This is a genomic window from Luteithermobacter gelatinilyticus, from assembly GCF_005849285.1.
GTDB classification, from domain to species: domain Bacteria; phylum Pseudomonadota; class Alphaproteobacteria; order Sphingomonadales; family Emcibacteraceae; genus Luteithermobacter; species Luteithermobacter gelatinilyticus.
This window is the reverse complement of sequence record NZ_CP040517.1, coordinates 3,103,377-3,125,230: the sequence shown is the minus strand read 5'-3', so window position 1 is coordinate 3,125,230 and position 21,854 is coordinate 3,103,377. Positions and strand designations below refer to the sequence as shown.

General features: G+C 57.3%; 18 protein-coding genes. 12 read left to right on the top strand and 6 right to left on the bottom strand.

Annotated features, from left to right (window positions below):
* Both FE788_RS13890 and FE788_RS13885 read left to right on the top strand, forming a co-directional pair.
* Nucleotides 1-462: an SUF system Fe-S cluster assembly protein gene (locus tag FE788_RS13890; protein ID WP_138381202.1), complete on the top strand. Its 462-nt coding sequence runs from the start codon at nt 1-3 to the stop codon at nt 460-462.
* Between the two features lie 37 nt (nt 463-499).
* Nucleotides 500-835, top strand: coding sequence for a HesB/IscA family protein (locus FE788_RS13885; RefSeq protein ID WP_138381201.1), 336 nt, complete (start codon nt 500-502; stop codon nt 833-835).
* A 66-nt stretch (nt 836-901) separates the two neighbouring features.
* Here the strand turns inward: FE788_RS13885 and FE788_RS13880 are convergent, their stop codons facing one another.
* The 4 genes from FE788_RS13880 to FE788_RS13865 all read right to left on the bottom strand — a co-directional run bounded on the left by FE788_RS13880 (nt 902) and on the right by FE788_RS13865 (nt 5,029).
* Entirely contained in the window at nt 902-3,412 is a 2,511-nt protein-coding gene (locus FE788_RS13880) for a patatin-like protein (RefSeq protein ID WP_138381200.1), read from the bottom strand.
* Nucleotides 3,413-3,489: 77 nt separating this feature from the next.
* Nucleotides 3,490-4,005, bottom strand: coding sequence for a SixA phosphatase family protein (locus tag FE788_RS13875; RefSeq protein ID WP_138381199.1), 516 nt, complete (start codon nt 4,003-4,005; stop codon nt 3,490-3,492).
* Nucleotides 4,002-4,832 carry a sterol desaturase family protein gene (locus FE788_RS13870; RefSeq protein ID WP_210414027.1) on the bottom strand — a complete coding sequence of 277 codons (831 nt, stop codon included), beginning with the start codon at nt 4,830-4,832 and terminating at the stop codon, nt 4,002-4,004. The genes FE788_RS13875 and FE788_RS13870 overlap by 4 nt, the downstream gene beginning before the upstream one ends.
* 35 nt (nt 4,833-4,867) lie before the next feature.
* Nucleotides 4,868-5,029 (bottom strand): DUF1674 domain-containing protein, encoded by a 162-nt coding sequence (locus tag FE788_RS13865; RefSeq protein ID WP_138381198.1) that lies wholly within the window; start codon nt 5,027-5,029, stop codon nt 4,868-4,870.
* 160 nt (nt 5,030-5,189) lie between these two features.
* Between FE788_RS13865 and htpX the strand changes: the two genes are divergently transcribed.
* From htpX to FE788_RS14180, 6 genes are all read left to right on the top strand, one after another.
* Nucleotides 5,190-6,152, top strand: a complete 963-nt coding sequence (htpX, locus tag FE788_RS13860) for a zinc metalloprotease HtpX (protein WP_138381421.1) — start codon at nt 5,190-5,192, stop codon at nt 6,150-6,152.
* Nucleotides 6,153-6,260: 108 nt separating this feature from the next.
* Nucleotides 6,261-7,565 (top strand): RsmB/NOP family class I SAM-dependent RNA methyltransferase, encoded by a 1,305-nt coding sequence (locus FE788_RS13855; RefSeq protein ID WP_138381197.1) that lies wholly within the window; start codon nt 6,261-6,263, stop codon nt 7,563-7,565.
* 39 nt (nt 7,566-7,604) lie between these two features.
* Nucleotides 7,605-8,297 carry a ribulose-phosphate 3-epimerase gene (gene rpe / locus FE788_RS13850; RefSeq protein ID WP_138381196.1) on the top strand — a complete coding sequence of 231 codons (693 nt, stop codon included), beginning with the start codon at nt 7,605-7,607 and terminating at the stop codon, nt 8,295-8,297.
* A 167-nt stretch (nt 8,298-8,464) separates the two neighbouring features.
* Nucleotides 8,465-10,168, top strand: coding sequence for a heparinase II/III family protein (locus FE788_RS13845; RefSeq protein WP_168190441.1), 1,704 nt, complete (start codon nt 8,465-8,467; stop codon nt 10,166-10,168).
* 196 nt (nt 10,169-10,364) lie between these two features.
* A complete protein-coding gene (gene purH, locus FE788_RS13840; protein ID WP_138381194.1) occupies nt 10,365-11,966 on the top strand; it encodes a bifunctional phosphoribosylaminoimidazolecarboxamide formyltransferase/IMP cyclohydrolase in 1,602 nt (533 codons plus the stop codon).
* A gap of 60 nt (nt 11,967-12,026) precedes the next feature.
* The gene (locus FE788_RS14180) at nt 12,027-12,179 is read left to right on the top strand and encodes a hypothetical protein (protein WP_168190439.1); all 153 of its coding nucleotides are present in this window, start codon (nt 12,027-12,029) and stop codon (nt 12,177-12,179) included.
* Between the two features lie 51 nt (nt 12,180-12,230).
* On the opposite strand, the gene FE788_RS13835 is transcribed toward FE788_RS14180, so the two are convergent.
* A complete protein-coding gene (locus tag FE788_RS13835; protein ID WP_138381193.1) occupies nt 12,231-13,604 on the bottom strand; it encodes a Na+/H+ antiporter NhaC family protein in 1,374 nt (457 codons plus the stop codon).
* A 443-nt stretch (nt 13,605-14,047) separates the two neighbouring features.
* Here FE788_RS13835 and FE788_RS13830 point away from each other — a divergent pair, with 443 nt between their 5' ends.
* From FE788_RS13830 to FE788_RS13815, 4 genes are all read left to right on the top strand, one after another.
* Complete coding sequence (locus tag FE788_RS13830; RefSeq protein WP_138381192.1) at nt 14,048-14,797, top strand: ABC transporter ATP-binding protein; 750 nt, start codon at nt 14,048-14,050, stop codon at nt 14,795-14,797.
* Nucleotides 14,798-14,801: 4 nt separating this feature from the next.
* Nucleotides 14,802-17,213 (top strand): ABC transporter permease, encoded by a 2,412-nt coding sequence (locus FE788_RS13825; RefSeq protein WP_168190440.1) that lies wholly within the window; start codon nt 14,802-14,804, stop codon nt 17,211-17,213.
* 10 nt (nt 17,214-17,223) lie between these two features.
* Nucleotides 17,224-18,429 (top strand): efflux RND transporter periplasmic adaptor subunit, encoded by a 1,206-nt coding sequence (locus FE788_RS13820; RefSeq protein ID WP_138381190.1) that lies wholly within the window; start codon nt 17,224-17,226, stop codon nt 18,427-18,429.
* 529 nt (nt 18,430-18,958) lie between these two features.
* On the top strand, nt 18,959-20,761 hold the full coding sequence (locus FE788_RS13815) for a phosphoenolpyruvate carboxykinase (GTP) (RefSeq protein ID WP_138381189.1): 1,803 nt from the start codon (nt 18,959-18,961) through the stop codon (nt 20,759-20,761).
* A gap of 105 nt (nt 20,762-20,866) precedes the next feature.
* Here FE788_RS13815 and egtD read toward each other — a convergent pair whose 3' ends face one another.
* The gene (gene egtD / locus FE788_RS13810) at nt 20,867-21,853 is read right to left on the bottom strand and encodes an L-histidine N(alpha)-methyltransferase (RefSeq protein ID WP_138381188.1); all 987 of its coding nucleotides are present in this window, start codon (nt 21,851-21,853) and stop codon (nt 20,867-20,869) included.
* Nucleotide 21,854 lies beyond the last annotated feature (1 nt).

Sequence of the window (21,854 nt, the reverse complement as noted above, 5' to 3'; positions counted from 1 at the left end):
ATGAGTTATCTGGACGGGTTTTTAAACAAAAAGTCAAAACCGGCGGAAACGGATGGGACGCCTGAGGAGGAAAACAAAACCGCAGGTCTCCGCCCGGAAGGCCGTCCGGCTGAAGAAACCCACCATACTCGAGGCAAGCCGCTGACGGACGAGGAAAAACGCACCCTCGGTCAGGCTGTGGTGGAGGTGCTCAGGGAAATATATGACCCGGAAATTCCGGTGAATATTTACGAACTGGGCCTGGTTTATGATGTGGTGGTTTCCGATTACGGGGATGTGAATATTGTGATGACGCTGACCACGCCGCATTGCCCGGTGGCCGAAAGCATGCCCGGGGAAGTGGAGATGCGGGTGCGCGAGGTGGAAAATATTGGCGATGTTAAGGTGGATCTTGTCTGGGATCCGCCTTGGGATATGAGCATGATGAGTGAAGCCGCTCGCCTTGAGATGGGCTTTATGTAAGAGGTGTGAACAGAAAGAAAATATGAAGGAAAAGGTGATGTCAGACGCGGTGCTGAAAATTTCCGAGGCCGCCGCCGAACGTATCAGGCTGCTGCTGGAAAAACGCGGTAAACCGTCGCTTGGGGTGCGGCTCGGGACCACAACCCGGGGCTGTAACGGGCTGAGCTATACCGTGGATTATGTGGACGAGGAACGCCCCGGCGATGAAAAGGTCACCGACAAGGGGGTGACCGTCTATGTGGATGGCATGTCCATGATGTATCTGATTGGCAGCACCATGGACTACCGGGAAGATAAATTCGAATCCGGTTTTGTGTTCGAAAACCCCAACGCCAAGGGCTCCTGCGGCTGCGGCGAGAGCTTTAACGTGTGAGGCGGCCGCAATCCGCCAACAGAATTGCGCCAACCTATTCGCAATCCACTCTAGATAAAAAAGAGCTTATAGCGCCGCAATGCGGTTTTTGAGGTCCGCAAGAACGTTGGGGATGTTGACCAGGGCGTCTTTTTCGGTTTCGAAAATGGCTTGGAAGGCGCGTTTTTTCAAGGCCCGGACGTCGATTTTATGGTCCACATTTTCGAGCTTGGCCTGATGAGCAAGAAGGTCGATCAGCCGTTCCGCCCCATTGAGCCGCCCCCAAAAATAATCATTTTCCCGGTCCGCCCGGCTGAAAAAGGCGCCGAAACGGCGCAGCGCCGTTCCCCGCAACACCACCTCGGTTTCATGTTTTTTGAGCACCGAATTGTCGTTGGGACTGATGCGGTTAATCAGCACTTCGTTAAATTCGCCCAGATCCTTTTTGGCCCCCATAATAGAAAAGGTGATCACGTCCCAAAACGCAAATCCCAGATAATTAATGGTCATTTCATGCCCCACCGTGTCTTTCCAGGCCGAATTGTTCTGTTCCGCAATAAGCTGGTCGGTGGCGTCACGATATTGTTGCAGATTGATATCCCGGGCCAGCGCCTCAAGCGCATTTGAGAGCGCCGGGCCGCTCATGGCCAGGGAACAGAGATTGTCCGGATTTTGCGGGTTATCGTCAAAAGGGTATTCAAGAAGTTGCGCAAAAACGCGTCGGATCAGATCTGCGGTGGCCTCACTAAGACATTCCCGGTTTTTCAGGCGATCCATTTTCTGCAAGATCTCATAAAACCGGCTTTTGAGGCGGTCCAGTTCCTTGGCCGCATGCTGTTTCTGTCCATACAGGGTGTTCAGTTCCTGGATCATAAATTGCAGCCGGCGACGGTGATAGCTGATGTCGAAATCAATCAGAAACCGGGCCCAGGCCGGTAGATCCTGACCATTGGGATGAAAATCCAGAAGTTCGCGCACCCAGCTGATCAGGGTTTTCCGGGAGCGGGCCTCGCGCAGGAGATGACCGTAAAGCCCGGTAAAGTCCACCTTGTCCTGATAGGCCCAGCATTGCAGAATGGCGTAAATTTGGCGGCGGCTTTCGCTGCCTGGTGGGCAGGCGCAGATGTCGCCAATAAGCCGCGTCAAATGGGTTAGGCAACTTCTGATCTTAAGCCGGGCATATCCTTCATAGGAAAACCCCGCATCCTTGACCGCCCGGGCGTTGGCCAGGCTGCGCCAATAGGCAATTTCCGCCGGGCTGGTGATTTTTTCAATACGGTCGGCGGAAAGCTCCTTGACCAGCCGTTCCACGTTGGGTTTGATGCTGTCGACAACGGATTTGACGATCCGCACCTGCTGGTTCAGCGCCTGAATGCTCATCAGGTCGTCATGCATGGGTTCATTCATGGGAATGTCAGATAGTGCCGCCTTGATGGTGCTGAGCATGCTGGGCGGGGCACCGGTTGGCGCGATTTCCGGCAGTTCCGGGTTGGGGTCAACATAGACCAGCCGGCGGTCCACCTTACGAAAGGCCGGCCGCCCCTGAATCGCCTCGATCACCTGATCAAACGGTTTGTTGTTCAGAATACTGCCATCCAGAAAGGAGGTTTTGAACGGATCCAGGCCGCTGAGCAGATGTTCCTTGAAGTTTTTATCTATAAAGTTGTCTTTATTGGCCCATTCCTCTCCCCTTTCTTTCAGGAATTGCACAACTTCACGAAGTTGTGCCGGAGGGAAGGCCCCGGGGTAACAGGCGGTGGCGCGGGAAGCAAAGGCCAATGCCGGCAGGTCTTTTTCCTCAAAATCGCTGAAGCCTACCGGCATTTCTGTTGTGAGCAGGCCGCGAAAATAGGAAAAGCGTAGGTGGTGACGGTGTTCGCGTTCATGAATGATCGGCGGGTCATGCAGGGGAATGTTGCGGCGGAAGCCGTGATAATCGGTTAGGGTGACAAACAGGTCGAGGCGGTGTCCCTTGGGCAGCAGGGAATGGGCACCGCTGGTACCCATGTGATCCAGCCCGGCATAAATAAGACCGAGCAGATGTTTGCCGTCGAAAGGGGGTTTCAGCGACCAGATCTTGAGCAGCGCAGGCAGTTTTTCCTTGACCTTCTCGCGCAGAATTTCATCCCCCAGATATTTGCGGCTTAGAAAGTTGATCAAGGGGACGGACAGCAGTTTGTCCAGTCGTCCGGGCGGTTTGCTGCGGCCCACGAGCCGGCTGACATCGGCTTCCGTCAACCAGTGTTCGCGCAGATGATCCAGATTAAGGTCATGGGCCAGGGCCCGACCAAGAAAGATGCTGTTCATGCCGCCGGCCGAGGCGCCGGCAATGGTGTCAACGATCACCCGCAGATCCAGTTCCGGGGAAAAGGCTTTGAGAATGTCAAAATAGACAAGTTCCGTATCAGGCGTGTCGGTGATCGCGTCATTGGGATAAATGTAACGCTGGCGGCTTTCGGCAAGCAGGTCAGGACTGAAATGATAGGCTTTTGAGGCCCGGACCAGTTTGAGTATTTCTTTGGTCACCCCATGGATATAAATAGCCAGGGAAATGCCGCCAAAACAAACCAGGGCTAGTCTGAGTTCCTTTTCCCGCATTGTGTCCTTTTAAAAAATCTGGCGTAAAAAATATCAAATTATGCGTCAGGAACAGGATAGCCCATCCTGCAGCAGGATTAAATCAAATCTTTGGGACAGACAAATCGTTCCAGCTGGGCGGCCTTGCGTTCTATGGCGGACCAGTGGTCTGTCGGGAAATCCAGAACTGTCAGCGCCCCGGTGGGATATTTTTCGATCAACCGGCGGTGATCTTCCCGGTTTTTGCCGTCATTCAGATCATGGGCCAGAATATTGATGGTGGGATTGTGGCCGACAATCATCAGCGCCCCGAATTTATCATCCACGGCTTTGATCAACTCAATCACCCGGCCGGGCTGGGCCAGGTAAAGGCTGTCTTCAAACACACAGGGGATTTTCCGGTCCAGCTGCGCCAGGACATTTTTCAGGGTCTGTCGGGTGCGGACTGCCGGGGAACACAGAATATAGTCCGGCAGGAGAGCGTTTTCATAAAGATATCGCCCCATCAGGTGAGACGCCATCACCCCCCGGTTGTTCAGCGGGCGGTTGATGTCTTTGAGATCGGGATCGTCATGGCTGGATTTGGCATGGCGGAGCAGATATACGCGTTTCATAACGACCCTCCCTTATATGGTTTATCTTGCGGGACGAAAGGCATCATAAGCAAGGCCCAAAACCCAAGATCGCCGATTTTCCGATGGTCTTCGAGGCCCAGGGTTATGCCCTCATATCCCTCTTGCGGCCGATGGGTATAAGTGCCGAACAGCCTGTCCCAGCAGGACAGATTGAAACCATAATTGCTGTTGGTTTCAGTCTTATGACAACTGTGATGAATGATATGCATGGCTGGGGTTACAACCGCGCGGCGCAGCACAGTTTCAAGGCCTGGCGGCAGCCGCCAGTTACTGTGGTTGAACAGCGCCATGCCGCTCAAGATCATTTCAAACAGGATAACTCCCGCCACCGGCGCCCCCAGCACGAGCACCACGATAATTTTCAATCCCATGGAAATCAGAATCTCCAGAGGATGAAACCGCAAGGCGGTGGTGACATCCAGGTCCAGATCCGTGTGGTGGATTTTATGAAGCCGCCACAAAAACGGGACATGGTGAAAGACCACATGCTGGGCATAGATAAAAAGATCCAGCAGCACCAGCGTGAGAAGGACTTCTGCCCAGTAGGGTACGGCAACCCAGGCGAACAGGCCGATTCCGGCGTTTTCGGCAAACCAAGCCGCACCCACAGCAAGAACCGGCAGCGCCAGGCGCAACAAGGCCGTACCTGCCGCAATCAGGCCCAGATTGGTCAGCCAGCGAAACTGTCGCGGCAACACCAGGATGCGAAGGGGCCGCACATGCTCCGTCAACGCAAAGATTGCAAATAACCCGAAAAAAACACTCAGGCGAATAACGTCTTCATGTGCGATCAACCAGTCTGTCATCGACCCGTGGCACTCCTCAATGGTCTCTCCCTTCCTTAAAAATCGGAGGCAATGCCATTATTTTCCCAGTCGCCATACCGCACCGGGTCGGGGCCCTCCCGTCCGCCGATTTCCCGGGGACGTTCCGGAGCTTTCTCTGGGGGGTTCGGCGTCTCAGGCGTTTTGCCGGTTGGGGGCGTTTTTTTGGTATCTGTCATCGGCTATACTCTTGCCAAGTTAAGGTGTCATTTCCATATAAGTACTGAAAATATCCGCACAAGACCAGCCGGAAAGAACCGGCAGGGAAAGTTTGTGGGACAGGTGGCGCAGTAAGGTAGCCAAAGATAGCTTAACTTGATTTTCAGGATGACGAAAACGATGGGATATCTGAAAACAGCAGTATTGCTTGCGGCGATGACGGCGCTGTTTCTGGCGGTGGGCTATATGCTGGGCGGCCAGGGCGGCATGGTCATCGCATTTATGGTGGCGCTGGCGATGAACGCCTTTGCCTACTGGAATTCCGATAAAATCGTGCTGCGAATGTATGGTGCGCGCGAGGTGGATGCCCGCAGCGCCCCGGAATTTTATCACATTGTGGAAGACCTTGCCCGGCGGGCGGGGCTGCCTATGCCGCGGGTCTATATTATCGACACGCCGCAGCCCAATGCTTTCGCCACGGGCCGGAACCCGGAAAATGCGGCCGTGGCGGCGACAACCGGGCTGCTGAATATTCTCAATCGTGAAGAGGTGGCCGGGGTTATGGCCCATGAACTGGCGCATGTGCGCAATCGGGACACGTTGATCATGACCATTACGGCGACCATCGCCGGGGCCATCAGCATGTTGGCGAATTTCGCCCTGTTCCTGGGCAATAACCGCAACAATCCCTTAGGCATTGTGGGCAGCATCCTGATTATGATTCTGGCCCCGCTGGCCGCCGCACTGGTACAGATGGCCATCAGCCGCAGCCGGGAATATGAAGCCGACCGGATCGGCGCGGAAATCTGTGGTCAGCCGCTGTGGCTGGCGTCGGCTCTGGCCAAGCTGCACCAGGCCAGCGAGCGGATCGTCAATGAACGGGCTGAGGAAAACCCGGCAACCGCCCATCTGTTCATTGTCAATCCGTTGCATGGGCAGCGGATGGATAACCTGTTTTCCACTCACCCCAGCATGCAAAACCGTATCGACCGGCTCTACGAGATGGCGGCCCAGTCTCCGGGGGGCAGCTCTGGAACGGGATCCTCACCCTATCGGTCCCGTGCTTCCTCTCCCCGTTCTTCTGGTCGCTCGGGCGTGCCTAATTCAGGCAAGAGCTCTGGCCGGGGAGGTCCCTGGAGCTGACAAGAGATTCTGTCTTTTTACCGGCTGTTATCCCTGCGGGATCCACTATTTCCTTGGCAGCAACCCCTCCCTGTGCTACTGCCGGGGCGAGATAAAGAGAAAAAAAGCATGGCACAGGATCTCGAGTCGCGCCGGGCGGCGCTTTATCTTCTGGAACGCATACTGGACAAGGGGCTGACTTTCGACGGGGCCTTTACGGAAGGTTGCGCCCGTTTTCCTGATCTGGCGGACCGGGACCGGGCCTTTTTGCGTCATCTTGCCACCACCACCCTGCGCCGGCTCGGCCAGATCAACGCCATGATCAACTTCTGCACCCCGAAACGATTGGGCCCGAAACAGGCGCGACTGCGTCATATCCTGCAGCTGGGCGTGGCGCAGTTGGTGTATATGAATGTGCCGGCCCATGCCGCTGTGGACAGCAGCGTGCGTCTGGTGGTCCAACAAAAACATCCAGCACTGAACAGCCAAAAGGCGTTTGTCAATGCGGTCTTGCGGCGGATAGATCGGGAAAAAGACGACTTTCTGGATAAGTTTTCCGATCCTTTTCTCAATCTGCCGCGCTGGTTGCGCGACAGTTGGATCAATCGCTATGGCAAGGCCGTATCCCGGCGTCTGGTCCGGGCGCTGCTTGAGGAACCCCCCTTGGACATCAGCCTCAAACCGGAACTGGACCCGGCCGATTGGGCCCAGCACCTGGGGGGCGACATTCTGCCTACGGGCGGCGTCCGTCTGAAAAAGGCCGGTCCGGTGGAAAAGCTCCCCGGTTATGCGGACGGGGTGTGGTGGGTGCAGGACCTGGCCGCGATGCTGCCGGCGCGACTGCTGGGCGCGGAGGCGGGTCAGAGGGTACTGGACCTGTGTGCGGCGCCGGGTGGCAAGACGCTGCAATCAGCGGCCCGCGGCTGCCGGGTAACCGCAGTGGATGTTTCAGAGCGGCGGCTGAGGCGCCTGCGGGACAATTTGGACCGGCTTGGCCTTAATTGTGACGTCGTGACGTCAGATGCTGCCGCATACCGTCCGGAGCGGCCGTTTCCCTACATTCTGCTGGATGCCCCCTGTTCGTCCAGTGGCACGTTGCGGCGGCATCCGGATATGGCCTGGATCAAACGCCCCGAGGATGTTCACACCCTGGCGGCGCTTCAGGCGCGATTGCTGGGGGCGGCGGTGGATATGCTGGCTCCGGGCGGGGTGCTGGTCTATTGTGTCTGTTCATTGGAGGCGGCGGAAGGACCGGACCAGATTAAGGCTTTACTGGATCGCGGGGTGCCGGTACAACGGGACAGAATCAGGCCCGAGGAACTGCCGGGACTGGAAGCCGCCATCGGTCCGGAGGGGGATGTGCAGACCCTGCCCCATCTGTATCCCGGCGGCATGGACGGCTTTTACATCTGCCGTTTGAAACGGATTTCGTAACCCATATTCATAACCCACAGATGTTTGACAGGTGAGATCATGCAGCAGCCCGTAAAGATTGCCCCTTCCATCCTTTCCGCGGATTTCGCCCGGCTGGGGGAAGAAGTGGCCGCCGTGGACAAGGCCGGTGCCGATTATATCCACGTGGATGTCATGGATGGCCATTTTGTCCCCAATATCACAATCGGGCCGTCTGTTGTGGCCGCGCTCAGACCCCACAGCACAAAAATCTTTGACGTGCATCTGATGATTTCCCCTGTGGATTCCTATGTGGAGGCATTTGCCAAGGCCGGCGCGGACATCATCACCATTCATCCGGAGGCAGGACCGCATTTTCACCGCACCCTGCAATTGATCCGCTCCCTGGGCAAAAAAGCCGGGCTTTCGCTTAATCCCGGCACACCGGTGGACCTGGTGGAAAACGTGCTGGATCTGGTGGATCTGGTCCTGGTAATGAGTGTCAATCCGGGATTTGGGGGGCAGAAGTTCATCAAGAGCCAGCTGGAAAAAATCCGCCGGCTGCGCCGGATGATTGATGCCACCGGCCGACAGATTGATCTTGAGGTGGATGGCGGTATTAATGTGGACACCGCCAAAGAGGCCGTGGCCGCAGGGGCGGACGTGCTGGTGGCGGGCACGGCGACCTTTACGGGCGGGCCGGGGCATTATGCGCAAAATATCCGCGCGCTCAGGGGAGACGCGCTTGGGGGAGACGCGCTCGAGGGAGAATAGTCCCCGGCCAAGAAAAGCCACAACGGGCTCTTCTCTTTTGGGCCGCCTGTGCTATTCTCCCTTTTGTATCATCTCCCTTAACGACTAGTGATCCCGGAGCAGCGCATTTTATGGCAGAACTTCGCCGTCCTTCAGTTCGATCTTTTTCCGCGAGGATGCCATTTCGGTTGAAAACCGTCATGCGTCAGGCCGGCTACAGGAGCCGGGCTCATGATCTGCGCCTGAGGGGCAAGCATCCGCTGCGAATCCTGGGCACGCCCAAGGACCCTTGGCCCGGCGACAGGGTAGCCGGCGCGCATCTTTTGGCCGGGCGGTTTGTCCTGAATGGGCATGTGCTGCGCCATCCACATCATGAACAGGGGGCGTGGGCGGCTGCGGAAATCTGGTCGGCTGCGGACCTGCCGGCCCCGTGGCAGGAACATCTGCATAGTTTTGCCTGGCTTCGGGATCTGGGGCAGGCGGTGGACCGGCTCAGCGCCCGCAAACGGGCCGAGGATCTTGTGCGCGGCTGGCTGGACCGGTTTGAGTCCTGGGAGGAGCTGGCCTGGCGGCCCGATCTGGTCGGCCGGCGACTGATCAATTGGTTGGCTTATGCCCCGCTGATCATGGACACGGACGATCTGATCTACCGCAGCCGGGTTTTGGACAGTCTGGCGCGCCAGGCGCGGCATTTGATGTATGAAAGCCCCACCCTGCCGGAAGGGCCGGATCAGATTTATGCCCTTGCCGGGTTGGCTCAGGCCGGGCTGTATATTCCCCACGGAGAAGACTGGCTGAAACGGGGGCTTAATCTGCTGGTCCGCCAGCTGCCTGAAGAGGTGCTGCCGGATGGGGGGGTGCAAAGCCGCAACCCGGAAGATGTGCTCCGTCTGTTGAAGGCCCTTGTGATGCTTAAAACATCGCTCAAAGCGATGGGGCATGATGTGCCGGATGAGGTGGAAGCGGCGCTGGGCCGCCTTGGCGGCTTATTGCGTCTGCTCAGGCACGGCGATGGCCGTCTGGCCCTCTTTAATGGCGCGTCGGAACGATCGGAACAGGAGGTTGACGCCCTTCTTTCCCGGCTGGTGCCGGTTTCCGAGCCGGCTCAGGACGCGCTACAGGGCGGATTTCGCCGGCTGGAAAAAAATGGGACCTGTCTGATTGTGGACAGCGGCCCACCAGCCTTTACGCCCCTTAGCCGTCGCTGTCATGCGGGGACCCTGTCGTTTGAGCTGTCCAGCCGGGCCATGCGGATCATTGTCAATTGTGGCAGTGGGGCCGGGGTGTTGCCTGGCGAAGGGTCAAGGGGAGATGCGGATCTTTTTGATTTGTCGCGGACCACGGCAGCGCACAGCACACTGGTGGTGGAGAACCGCAATAGCGCCGAACTTCTGGACAACGGCCTGATCGGGGCGGGGCCGACCGTGGCCACCAGCCGGCGCATCGAGGAACGGGGGGATGTGCTGCTGGAACTCAGCCATGACGGTTATGTCAGCCGTTTCGGGCGCAAACACTGGCGTCTGATTTATATGAACGGGGCCGGGGATGATATTCGCGGCGAAGACATTTTGGAACAGGTATCGGACCGGGCTGAGCCGGTCATGGCGGATATCCGCTTTCATGTGCATCCGGCGGTGAGCGCCCATCTGATGGATCATGTGGGAAAAAGAACAGCGGGTGCAGAAGAAGCAGGGCGCAAGGTGCGCCTCAGGCTGGTCAATGATGAGGTGTGGCTGTTTCAGGCTCGCGGGGCCCATCTTCGGCTGGAGGACAGTGTCTATCTGGGCACGCCCGGGCGGGTGCAACAGACCCGTCAGATCGTGCTCAGCACCCGCATCGACGGCCCACAACAGGCGGTCAAATGGTCTATCCGGCGCATTATGGATGCATAAGGGGGGCTGGGCACATGAGAGGGGATGGGGCGCGTTGGGCCCGGTATGGGCAACCGAAAGAACGGCAAATAAAACTTGCGTTGTGGGGCGTGATCCAGTAAGCCGCCCCTAGAATAAATTGTGAATAGTTACCCCATTCACTCCAGAGTGGATTATAGACCGACTTTCTGACTAATTGGTGATCGAGGAGCTGGCGATGAGCGACGTGGACCTTCAGCCCGTAAAACGGGCGCTTCTTTCTGTTTCAGATAAAACCGGGCTTGTGGAGTTCGGCAAATTCCTTCAGGAGATGGGCGTGGAAATCCTGTCCACCGGCGGCTCGGCGCGCACCTTGGCGGACGCCGGTATTGCGGTCAAGGAAGTGGCCGAACACACCGGTTTTCCGGAAATGATGGACGGCCGGGTCAAAACCCTGCATCCGAAAATTCATGGCGGGCTTCTGGCGCTGCGGGATAATGCGGACCATACAAAAGCCATGCACGATCATGATATTGGCGGCATTGATCTTCTGGTGGTCAATCTTTATCCCTTTGAGGAAACTGTGGAAAAAGGCGCCGATTTTGCCACCTGTATCGAAAATATCGACATTGGCGGGCCGGCCATGATCCGTTCGGCTGCCAAGAACCACAGATTCGTCACTGTGGTGGTGGACCCCGGGGATTATGATGCTGTCATGACATCAATGAAAGACAATGGCGGGGCCACGGACCATGAGTTGCGCCGAAAACTTGCAGCCCGGGCCTTTGCCCGCACCGGCGCCTATGATGCCGCCATTTCCCAGTGGTTTGTGGCTCAACTGGGGGAGACTTATCCGGAACGCCTCAACATCACCGCCACCCGTCAGCAGACCCTGCGCTATGGGGAAAACCCACATCAGGACGCAGCCTTTTATGTGACCCGCAGTGCCCGACCCCGTCCCGGCATCGCCACGGCCCGGCAGCTTCAGGGTAAGGAGCTGAGCTATAACAATCTCAATGATACCGATGCGGCCTTTGAGCTGGTCAGTGAATTTGACCCCCAGGACGGTCCGGCGGTGGCGATCATCAAACATGCCAATCCCTGTGGCGTGGCCCGGGGAAAAACCTTGGCAGAGGCCTATGAAAAGGCACTGCGTTGTGATCCGGTGAGCGCTTTTGGCGGCATTATTGCCCTTAATCAGACCCTGGACGGAGCCACGGCCCGGGAAATTTCCTCCATTTTTACCGAAGTGGTCATTGCCCCGGACGCCGATGAAGAAGCCCGCGCCATTCTCGCGGCCAAGAAAAACCTGCGTCTGCTGCTGACCGGGGGGTTGGCCGATCCGCGCGAGGCGGGACAGATCGTAAAATCCGTGGCTGGGGGGTATCTGGTGCAAAGCCGGGATAATGGCATTGTGCGCCGCGAAGATCTGAAGGTGGTGACCAAAAGACAGCCCAGCGAGCAGGAGCTCAATGACATGCTGTTTGCCTTCACCGTCTGTAAACATGTGAAATCCAATGCCATTATTTATGTGAAGGACGGGGCTACAGTGGGCATCGGCGCCGGGCAGATGAGCCGGGTGGACAGTGCGCGCACCGCCGCGCGCAAGGCCGAAGACGCCACCCGTGCTGCCGGGCTGGATGTGGTCATGACGGAAGGCTCCGTGGTGGCTTCAGATGCGTTTTTCCCGTTTGCCGACGGCCTGATCAGTGCCGCCGAAGCGGGCGTGACGGCCATCATTCAGCCGGGTGGGTCGATCCGCGATGAGGAAGTGATCGCCGCCGCGGATGACCGCAACCTGGCCATGGTATTCACTGGCATGCGTCATTTCCGCCACTAGAGTGAATTGTGAACAGGTTGACCCATTCTGCCGGTCAGGTCTGGTTCAGGAGCCAGGGGTTTGGCGCAGGCCATACTGGCGGTACGGCCCAGCCAAAGGCCGCCGGAACTGGACCAGATCGGCCCGGCCCTTCGGGTTGGCGGCTTGGGGCCGCTCACGTTGTCAGACGCCTGGCCCGATGCCCCGCATCGCCCGGCGCCGTCTTCCGCGTGAGGCGGGCCACAATCCGCCAACAGAATTGAGCCAACCTGTTCACAATTCACTCTAGAGCATCACCAGACTGGCCAGGATATACAGACCGAAGCTGATTCCGCCGGCGGTCAGCGCATAGGGCAGCTGGGTGCGGACATGTTCCAGAAGGTCACAGCCGGCGGCGATGGAAGAAACGGCGGTGGTGTCGGAAATCGGGGAACAATGATCCCCGAACACGCCGCCGCCGAGAATGGCGGAAAGCACCAGCGCCGGCGGCAGGCCCAGCATATCAATCAGCGGCATGCCCAGCGGGATCAGCAGCGCAAAGGTGCCCCAGCTGGTGCCGGTGGTGAAACTGATCAGGGAGCCGGCCAGAAACAGCATGGGCACAATCAGAAACAGCGGCAGATGCGCCCCGGCCAATCCGGCGATGAAGGTGCCGGTGCCGAGCAGCTTGAGGCTGCTGCCCAGCGCCATGGACAACAGCACAATGGTCACCAGTGGCAACAGTTCGCCCATGCCCTGAAAGCCGGTTTTAACCAGTTCGTGATGGGTGAACCGGCGGCTCAGCAGCATCAGGATATAAGCACACAGACAGGCCAGGATCGTGGCATAAAGGATGGCGCGTGCGCCGTCCCCCTTGGTGATGTCCCCCTCGCCGGTCCAGATCATGAAACCAAAAATGCCACCGATCATCACCATAAGCGGCAGGATCATGTATCGGGCGCGAGTGGGCGGGATTTCGGGTTGCGCCTCGCTTTCGATGGCGGCGCGGCTGTCGGCGCGGGCCAGCGGGCCATAGACCCGGTCGCTCAGCACCGTGTAGAAGACCAACGCCAGCGTCACCAAGGCATAAAAATTCAACGGAATGGACCCGATCAGAATACCCACCGGATCCGCCAGATCATAACCGCCAAGCAGGCCCAGCACATAGGCCCCCCAGCCGTTAAGCAGAAGGAGAATGCAGACCGGGGCACTGGTGCTGTCAATAATATAGGCGAGCCGTGCTCGGCTCATGCCGAATTTATCAAACAAGCCCCGTGAGACAATGCCGGCGGTGAGCACGCTGAGATTGGACTCAATAAACAGGACAAGGCCGGTAATTGTGGTCATCAGCCCCACCTGCCGGCGGCTTCGGGTCAGCCCCCGGTTGATCAGCCGCTCCACCAGCGCGCTCACCCCGCCCGATTGTCTGAGATAAGCCAACAGCGCGCCAACCAGCAGGCTGAACATGAGGATGCGGGTGTTGCCTTCATTCTGAAACACGGCCACGATCCGTTCCAGACTGCCCAGAAACCCGGCGAACAGGTCCTGAAACAAGTCGGCAGACCCGACCAGCAGGACTTCCGAGGTCAACAGTGCCAGAAACAGGGACAGAATAACTTCCCGGCGCCAGACAACGATGATGATGGCCACGACTGGTGGAAGGATGGAGACCCAGTCCATAGAAACGTCCTGTATTTTTATCTTTTCTGCCGCGTAGTATGAAAGAGCCGCCCGGTCCGGTCAACCGGGAATATCGGCGCCTAATATTGGCCAGAGTGAATTGTGAATGGGTCAACCTATTCACAATTCACTCTAGTCTTGTGACTCTGAAATTCGTATCATATTTGTAGCAGGCTATTCGAATTTCAGAGTCAACAAGAAGACTGGTTAATTATTTGACTCTAGTGTGGTTTCTGAATTTGAAGTTCCTAAGTCATATGACATAATCAAAAACAGGAACTTCAAATTCAGAAACCACACTAGGGAGGAGCCGGCGTATATGGCGGGGTCCGGGACATATTCGGGGGTGCCTTCGGGCAATTGATCTGGCGCATGGGCGGGTGGGCTGTATTTCGGCACAATATTTCCCTATAGTAGATCAATCAACAGACAAAGGGGCACCCATGCCGGAGCGGGTCCTGCACAAGACGAGAGCGCCGTCCTGGTCGGATGGCATCGCGTTCCGCACTGAAAATCTCACCAAGGATTACGGCAGCGGAGAGATGGTGGTGCATGCCCTGCGCGGCGTGACCCTTGAGATTCCGAAAGGGGAGCTGGTGGTTCTTCTGGGGCCGTCGGGCAGCGGCAAATCCACCTTTCTGAACATTATCGGCGGATTGGATGTGGCCACCTCGGGACATGTTTATTTCAGGGACCGGGACCTGGCCACTTATTCGGAACGGGAGCTGACCCTGTTCAGGCGGGAAAATGTGGGTTTTGTGTTTCAAAGCTATAATCTGGTGCCCTCGCTTACGGCAGTGGAGAATGTGGCGCTGGTGACCGATATCGCGCTTCATCCCATGTCGCCGATGGCGGCGCTAGCGGCGGTGCAGCTTTCGCCCCGTGCTCATCACTTTCCGTCGCAGCTGTCCGGCGGCGAACAGCAACGGGTCGCCATTGCCCGGGCGCTGGCCAAGCGGCCGGAGGTGCTGTTATGTGATGAGCCCACTGGCGCGCTGGATGTGGAAACAGGGATTGTGGTGCTCGAAGCTTTGCAGGAGGTTAACCGGCGTTTTGGCACCACCACCATCATCATCACCCATAATGTGACCATTGCCAGAATAGCCAACCGAGTCATTCATTTTCTGGATGGCCGGGTGCGTGACATGACCCTCAATGCGTCTCCTGTCTCTCCCAAAGAACTGTCATGGTGACGTCATGATGGCACTTTTTCCCCTTTCCCCGCTTAATCGCAAACTGGTCAGGGATCTGTGGCATATCAAGGGACAGCTTCTGGCCATCATTCTAGTGATGGGCTGCAGCATCGCCACTTTCATTTTGTCTTTTGGGGTTCTGGACAGCCTCAAACTGACCCGGGACGTCTATTATGACCAGTATCAATTTGCGGACGTGTTTGCCGGGCTTAAACGGGCGCCAGAGTCCATCAAACGCCAGATTCAGGAAATTCCCGGGGTTTCCGCCGTGGAAACCCGGATCGTATTTGGCGCCACGGTACAGATGGCGCACCTGCCCGAACCGGTGACCGGCCGGCTGATTTCCCTGTCGGACAAACGGCAGGCGCTGCTGAATAATCTGTTCCTGCGTCAAGGGCGATTCCCGGCGCCAGACGAGCAGGACACCATCCTCGCCAATGAAGCCTTTGTTGAAGCGCACGGTCTTAACCTTGGCGATCCCGTAACTTTGGTGATCAATGGACACAAACGTTCCTTTACGATCGTGGGTGTGGCGTTGTCGCCGGAATATGTTTATGCCCTGGCGCCGGGCAGCCTGTTTCCTGACAATCGCCGGTTCGGCATTTTCTGGATAAGCCGGCGGGTCCTGGAAGCTGCCGTAGATATGGACGGGGCGTTCAATGACGTGGCGCTGGGCCTGCGCCGCAATGCCAATGTCGCGGAGGTGCAAGACCGACTGGACCGGATTCTGGCCCCGTATGGTGGGCTTTTGTCCTATACTCGCAAAGAACAGATCTCCAACTGGTTTTTGGATAATGAATTCAAGCAACTCAGTTCGATGGGGGTGATCGGCCCGGTGATTTTCATCAGTGTGGCGGCGTTTTTGTTGAATGTGGTGATGACCCGCCTGGTGGCGACCCAGCGGGAACAGATCGGTATGCTCAAGGCCACAGGTTACAGCAATCTGGAGATTTCCGCCCATTATCTGAAAATGATTCTGGTTTTGGTGCTGCTCGGCGGGGTTCTGGGCATTCTGGTGGGGTCATGGATGGGGGCGGGCCTGACCCGGCTGTATGCGGAATTTTTCCATTTTCCGTTGCTCAGATATTCCTTCGCGCCGCAGGTGATGGTTCTGGCGGTCTTTATCTGTGCGGGGGCCGCAGTTATGGGGACGTTGCTGGCGATCCGGCGGGCCGCGGTGCTGCCTCCGGCGGAAGCCATGCGGCCCGAAGCCCCGGCCATCTACCGACAGACGCTGGTGGAACGTCTGGGTCTGGAAAATGTTTTTTCGCATCTGACCCGGATTGTGCTGCGGCAACTGGAACGCCGGCCCTGGCGGGCGCTGCTGTCTGTGCTCGGGATCGGGTTTTCCGTGTCGATCCTGATTTTTGCCATGTTCATGGATGAGGCGCTGGATCACCTGCTGGACGTGCAGTTTGATCTGATTCAACGGGAAGATGCGGCGCTCAATTTTGTGGAAGCGGTTCCGGTGCGCGCGCTGGAGGAAATTCGTCAGATGCCAGGAGTGATGCGGGTCGAACCAATACGCGAGGTAAGCGTGGCCCTGAACCACGGGCCCTATCAAAAACGCCTGGCGCTGACGGGTCTGCGGCCGGACCCGCATCTGGTGCGGGATGGTTTGGGGGAGCTGGAGCTGCACCGGATTCTGGATAAAAACCTCGATCCGGTGTCCATGCCAGAGCATGGGGTGGCGTTGTCGGCGACACTAGCGAAAATCCTGCGGGTTCGGACAGGAGATATTCTGATGGTCGACGTGCTGGAAGAACGCCGCCCGGTGTTTTTTCTGCCGGTCACGCGCATCGTCGAGGATTTCATGGGGCTGAATGCCTTTATGGATCTGGACCGGCTTAATGCGTATCTGAACGATCCGCCGCGGATCACCGGGGTGGCGTTGATGCTGGATCCCGCCCGCCGCGCGGCACTGTATCAAGAAATAAGGGAAACCCCGATGGTGGCCGCTCTGTCGCTGTTGCAGGAGGCGCGACAAAGTTTCAAGGAAACCGTGGCTGAAAGCCTGATGATCACGGTCACCGTCAATGTTCTGTTTGCGGCGATCATTTCCTTCGGGGTGATTTATAATACCGCCCGTATCGCCCTGTCCGAAAGGGGGCGGGAACTGGCGGCGCTCAGGGTGCTGGGCCTGACCAATCGGGAGGTGGCCTGGTTGCTGTTTGGGGAAATGTCCGTGATTGTCGTGTGTGCGCTGCCCCTGGGTATGGTTTTGGGGCGCGGCCTGGCGGAAGCGCTGGCGGCCTCGCTGGAAGCCGAATTGTTTCGGCTGCCGGTGATCATCACGCCGCAGACCTATGGGCTGGCGGCGCTAATTGTGGCAGGATGTTCGCTGGTGTCGTTTTTTCTGGTTTGGCGGCAGGTGGCGCGCCTGGATCTGGTAACTGCCTTGAAGGGCTTTGAATAAAGGGGAGGTCATGACACGTGCATTACTGAAACAGGGCATAAAACTTCTGGCCGGCGTTGTGGTGTTGGCCCTTCTGGCCTTTGCTTTCTGGCCGCGGCCGTTACCGGTGGATATGGCGCAAGTCACCCGCGGCGATGTGGTGATCGGGTTGGATGGTGAAGGCAAGACCCGGATCCGGGATATTTATGTGGTGTCCGCCCCCATTGATGGCCGGGTTACCCGGGTGGAGATCGACCCGGGTGATCAAGTGCGTTCTGGCGTAACAGTCATTGCCAATATGAGTCCCGCCGATCCGGATTTCCTGGACCAGCGCACAGAGCAGGAAGCCCGCGCCGAAGTGCAGGCGGCGGAAGCTGCCCTGGCCCTGGCCCGGGCGCAGGTCAAAAAGGCCGAAGCAGATCTGGAATTGGCACGGTCCGATTATGTCCGCACCAAGGTGCTGTATCAACGGGGTAATGTATCCGATGCCGCGCTGGAGCGAGCCCAGGCTGATTTGCGCAGCAAAGAGGCGGAGCTGGAAAAGGCGATTTCCGACCGGCGCCTGAATGAGGGGCGCTTGGCGGCGGCCCAGGCGCGGCTGGTGCAGCCGGGAACGCCCCCGCCCGCGGAGCAGGCGGCCTGTCAGGTGTGTGTGCGGGCTCCGGTGGATGGCCGGGTTCTGCGCCTTTATCATGAAAATGAAGGGGTGATTGCGCGTGGCACACCGCTGGTGGAAATTGGTGATCCGCGGGATCTGGAAATTGTCATCGAACTATTGTCGACCGATGCGGTGCGGGTTCAGCCGGGCGATGCAGCCCTGATCCGTCGTTGGGGCGGCGGGGAGGATCTGAAGGCGGTGGTGCGCCGGGTGGAACCGTCGGGCTTTACCAAGATTTCGGCGCTAGGGGTTGAGGAACAGCGGGTGAATGTCATTCTGGATTTCACGGATCCGGTGGAAAAATGGGCCAGTCTGGGTGATGCCTACCGGGTGGAGGCCACAATCATTGTGGACCGGGCGGAAAATGTGGTGCAGGTGCCTTTGTCGGCCCTGTTTCGACAGGAAGAAGGCTGGGCGGTTTTTGCGGTTGAAGGCGGCCGGGCAATTTTGCGGCCGGTAACGGTGGGCCGGCGCAATGACCGACAGGCAGAAATCCTGGCCGGTCTGGCGGCGGGGGAGACCATCATCCTGCACCCCGGCAATGACGTGGTTGATGGCATTCGGGTCGTATCGCGTTAGATATCCGATCCTATGTGAAGACAACCCTTAATGTTTCGATTCCGTAACAATAGGATGATAAGCGGTGTGAGAGGAAAAATATTATTTCGATTCCGTAATAATGTAATACCCTGACACAATACCCCGATATCTCCCTTTCCATCTTGGCTTTAATCGTGGGGGCGTTCCGGGGCCTTTCACGGGGCAGGACTTTTCACCGCCCGGGTGCAGAATCTTGGCCTCTGCGGGTTGACAGGATGTCAAGGCATGGCTTAGAAATCATGACCGCATGTAATAAAAAATTAATGACGTATTTACCGGCCGCGAAAACTGCACGGCAGGTGTTGGGAAAATGGCTGGGGAAATAGCTGTTTTCCGGGTAAGCGCGGGTGCAGGCTTCTGGATACGCCGGGAGGGACACGGACATGACACGGGTTATGTCCGTGCTGTAGTTAAGGGGGGTCTGACCCTGATAATGCGGACATCACTTTGATGACACTCAATCCGATAAAATAATGCATTAAATTTATTCTATTCTGGAGCCTGAAGAATGACGTTGAACATACCCGAACATGTAACCAACCAGGGGCTGATTGCCTGGGTGCAGGAAATTGCCGAATTATGCCAGCCGGACAGGATATATTGGTGTGATGGCTCCCAAGAGGAATATGATAGATTTTGTCAGGACCTGGTGGACCAGGGTGTGTTTATCAAACTCAATGAGGAAAAGCGTCCGGGATCTTTTCTGTGTCGGTCGGATCCACGGGACGTGGCCCGGGTGGAGAACCGCACCTTTATCGCCAGCGCCCGGGAAGAAGATGCTGGCCCGACCAATAACTGGCGGGACCCGAAACAGCTGAAAGAGGAAATGATCGGCCATTACAAGGGCTGCATGCGGGGGCGGACCATGTATGTGATCCCGTTCAGCATGGGGCCGCTGGGCTCTGACATTGCCCAGATCGGGGTGCAGATTTCCGACTCCCCCTATGTGGTGGTGAACATGAAAATCATGGCCCGCATCGGCTCTCGGGTGCTCGATGTGCTGGGAGACAAGCCGTTCATCAAATGTCTGCATTCCGTGGGCTACCCGCTGGAAGACGGGCAGCAGGATGTGCCTTGGCCCTGCAATCCGGACAACCGCTACATCTCCCATTTCCCGGAAACCCGCGAAGTCTGGTCATATGGTAGCGGATATGGCGGCAATGCGCTTCTGGGTAAAAAATGTGTGGCGCTGCGCATTGCTTCCGTTATGGCCCGGGATGAAGGCTGGCTTGCCGAACACATGCTGATTGTCGGCATTGAATCGCCGGACGGGGAAAAAACCTATGTCAGCGGGGCCTTCCCGAGCGCCTGCGGGAAAACCAATCTGGCCATGCTGATTCCGCCGAAAGGGTATGAAGGCTGGAAGGTCTGGACTGTGGGGGATGACATCGCCTGGATCAAGCCCAAGGAAGACGGCCGTCTGTATGCGATTAATCCGGAAGCCGGATTTTTCGGGGTGGCGCCGGGCACCTCTTATGACTCCAACCCGGCGGCCATGGAAACCATTTCCCGCAACACCATCTTTACCAATGTGGCGCTGACCGATGACGGCGATGTGTGGTGGGAAGGCATGACCAAGGAACCGCCGGCCCATCTGATTGACTGGCAGGGGAATGATTGGACCCCGGATTGCGGCCGTCCCGCCGCACACCCCAATGCCCGTTTCACGGCCCCGGCCAGCCAGTGTCCGAGCATTGATCCCGCTTGGGAAGACCCCAATGGGGTGCCGATTGACGCGTTTATTTTCGGCGGCCGGCTCAGCAAGACCTTCCCGCTGGTTTATGAAGCCGAAAGCTGGGAGCAGGGCGTTTACATGGCGGCGACCGTCGGGTCCGAAGCCACCGCCGCTGCTGACAACCAGGCCGCGATTCGCCGCGATCCCATGGCCATGCTGCCGTTCTGCGGATACAATATGGGCGATTACTGGCAGCACTGGCTGGACATGAAAGACCGGGCCACTCACCTTCCGAAAATCTTCCGGGTCAACTGGTTCCGCAAGGATGAGAACGGTAAGTTCATGTGGCCCGGTTTCGGTCAGAACATGCGGGTTCTGGAATGGATCGTGGGCCGCATCAAGGGGGACAAGGGCGCCCAGTCCACGCCGTTGGGCAAGGTACCCTCTTATGACGATCTGAACTGGACCGGCTTGGATTACGGCGCGGACAGGTTTAACAAGCTGATGCAGTTCGACAGGGAAAGCACCGAGATCGAGGTGGAAGATCAGAAAAACCTATTTGATAAACTCAGTGACCGTCTGCCGACGGCGCTGGAGGAACAGCGCCAGCAGGCCAAAACCCGGCTTAGCGCCTGAACCATAGGCCTGTTCTTTATTTGACAGGCTATCAGGGCCTTCCTTCGGGAAGGCCCTTTTTATGTCTCGTGCCAAAAGCCGGATGAGGTTCAAACCTGACAAGGTTTAGGGTTTTTTCCTCCAGAGCGAGTCTGTAAAATAGGCTTTTGAATCAAGAAAGTTTTCTACCACATGGAAGCCGGCATGTTGAGCCAGGGCATGGATGTCCTGAAAACTGTATTTAAAGGAATTTTCCACATGCAGGGCCTCCAGCAGGTCAAAATGGACAGTCATGCCTAGGGCCGCAAGATGTACGTCCTGTGTCTTGCGGGACAGCAGGAAGCTCTGCATGGCGCCCAGTTCGGCGTTATAGCAGGCATGGTGATAAAAGCTGCCGGGATCGAAATCCGCGTCCAGTTCCCGGTTCATCCGGTGCAACAGGTTGAGGTTAAAGGCGGTGGTCACGCCCTGTGAATCGTCATAAGCGGCCTGCATAACCGGCACCTCCTTTTTCAGATCCATGCCGATCAGAAGATAATCCTCCTGATCCAGTAGGTCATGCAATTTGCAGAGAAAATGCACCGCCTCATCCGGATCGAAATTGCCGATATTAGAGCCCAGGAACAAAAACAGGCGCGCGTGATCAGGGATTGGGGGCTTTTCATTCAGATAGGCAAAATAGTCGCCCACATATCCCGAAACCTCGACATCCGACAGAACCGATGAGATGCGCGTTCCAATCTTCTTGACCGAGGCGGGGTGAATATCCACCGGTACGAATTTCAGCCCTGGTTTGCGGCGCGCAAAAGAGTTGAGCAGGATTTCCGTTTTCTGGCCGTCGCCGCAGCCCAGTTCGACAATTTCATCCACGCTGTCCGGCAGGCAGTCGATAATCGCCGGGGACAGCGTGCGGAAAATTTCCGTTTCACAATTGGTCAGATAATATTCCGGCAGTTTTGTGATTTCCACAAACAGGGCGCTGCCGCGGTCGTCATACAGGTATTTGCTGGGCAGGCGTTTTTTGCGGCCTGATAGGGCCTGTCGGACCGCCTTGGCAAAGTCATCCTGTTCCAGATAGTCCAGATCCCGGGCAGCAGTCTTTTGTGTCAGCATG

Coding starts and splice junctions, on each gene's coding strand:
- FE788_RS13855 (WP_138381197.1), top strand. CDS start 6,261: ATGGCACAGGATCTCGAGTCGCGCCGGGCGGCGCTTTATCTTCTGGAA.
- FE788_RS13835 (WP_138381193.1), bottom strand. CDS start 13,604: ATGGACTGGGTCTCCATCCTTCCACCAGTCGTGGCCATCATCATCGTT.
- FE788_RS13815 (WP_138381189.1), top strand. CDS start 18,959: ATGACGTTGAACATACCCGAACATGTAACCAACCAGGGGCTGATTGCC.
- FE788_RS13820 (WP_138381190.1), top strand. CDS start 17,224: ATGACACGTGCATTACTGAAACAGGGCATAAAACTTCTGGCCGGCGTT.
- FE788_RS13825 (WP_168190440.1), top strand. CDS start 14,802: ATGATGGCACTTTTTCCCCTTTCCCCGCTTAATCGCAAACTGGTCAGG.
- FE788_RS13890 (WP_138381202.1), top strand. CDS start 1: ATGAGTTATCTGGACGGGTTTTTAAACAAAAAGTCAAAACCGGCGGAA.
- FE788_RS13830 (WP_138381192.1), top strand. CDS start 14,048: ATGCCGGAGCGGGTCCTGCACAAGACGAGAGCGCCGTCCTGGTCGGAT.
- rpe (WP_138381196.1), top strand. CDS start 7,605: ATGCAGCAGCCCGTAAAGATTGCCCCTTCCATCCTTTCCGCGGATTTC.
- FE788_RS13875 (WP_138381199.1), bottom strand. CDS start 4,005: ATGAAACGCGTATATCTGCTCCGCCATGCCAAATCCAGCCATGACGAT.
- FE788_RS13880 (WP_138381200.1), bottom strand. CDS start 3,412: ATGCGGGAAAAGGAACTCAGACTAGCCCTGGTTTGTTTTGGCGGCATT.
- FE788_RS13885 (WP_138381201.1), top strand. CDS start 500: ATGTCAGACGCGGTGCTGAAAATTTCCGAGGCCGCCGCCGAACGTATC.
- purH (WP_138381194.1), top strand. CDS start 10,365: ATGAGCGACGTGGACCTTCAGCCCGTAAAACGGGCGCTTCTTTCTGTT.
- egtD (WP_138381188.1), bottom strand. CDS start 21,853: ATGCTGACACAAAAGACTGCTGCCCGGGATCTGGACTATCTGGAACAG.
- FE788_RS13870 (WP_210414027.1), bottom strand. CDS start 4,832: ATGACAGACTGGTTGATCGCACATGAAGACGTTATTCGCCTGAGTGTT.
- FE788_RS13865 (WP_138381198.1), bottom strand. CDS start 5,029: ATGACAGATACCAAAAAAACGCCCCCAACCGGCAAAACGCCTGAGACG.
- htpX (WP_138381421.1), top strand. CDS start 5,190: ATGGGATATCTGAAAACAGCAGTATTGCTTGCGGCGATGACGGCGCTG.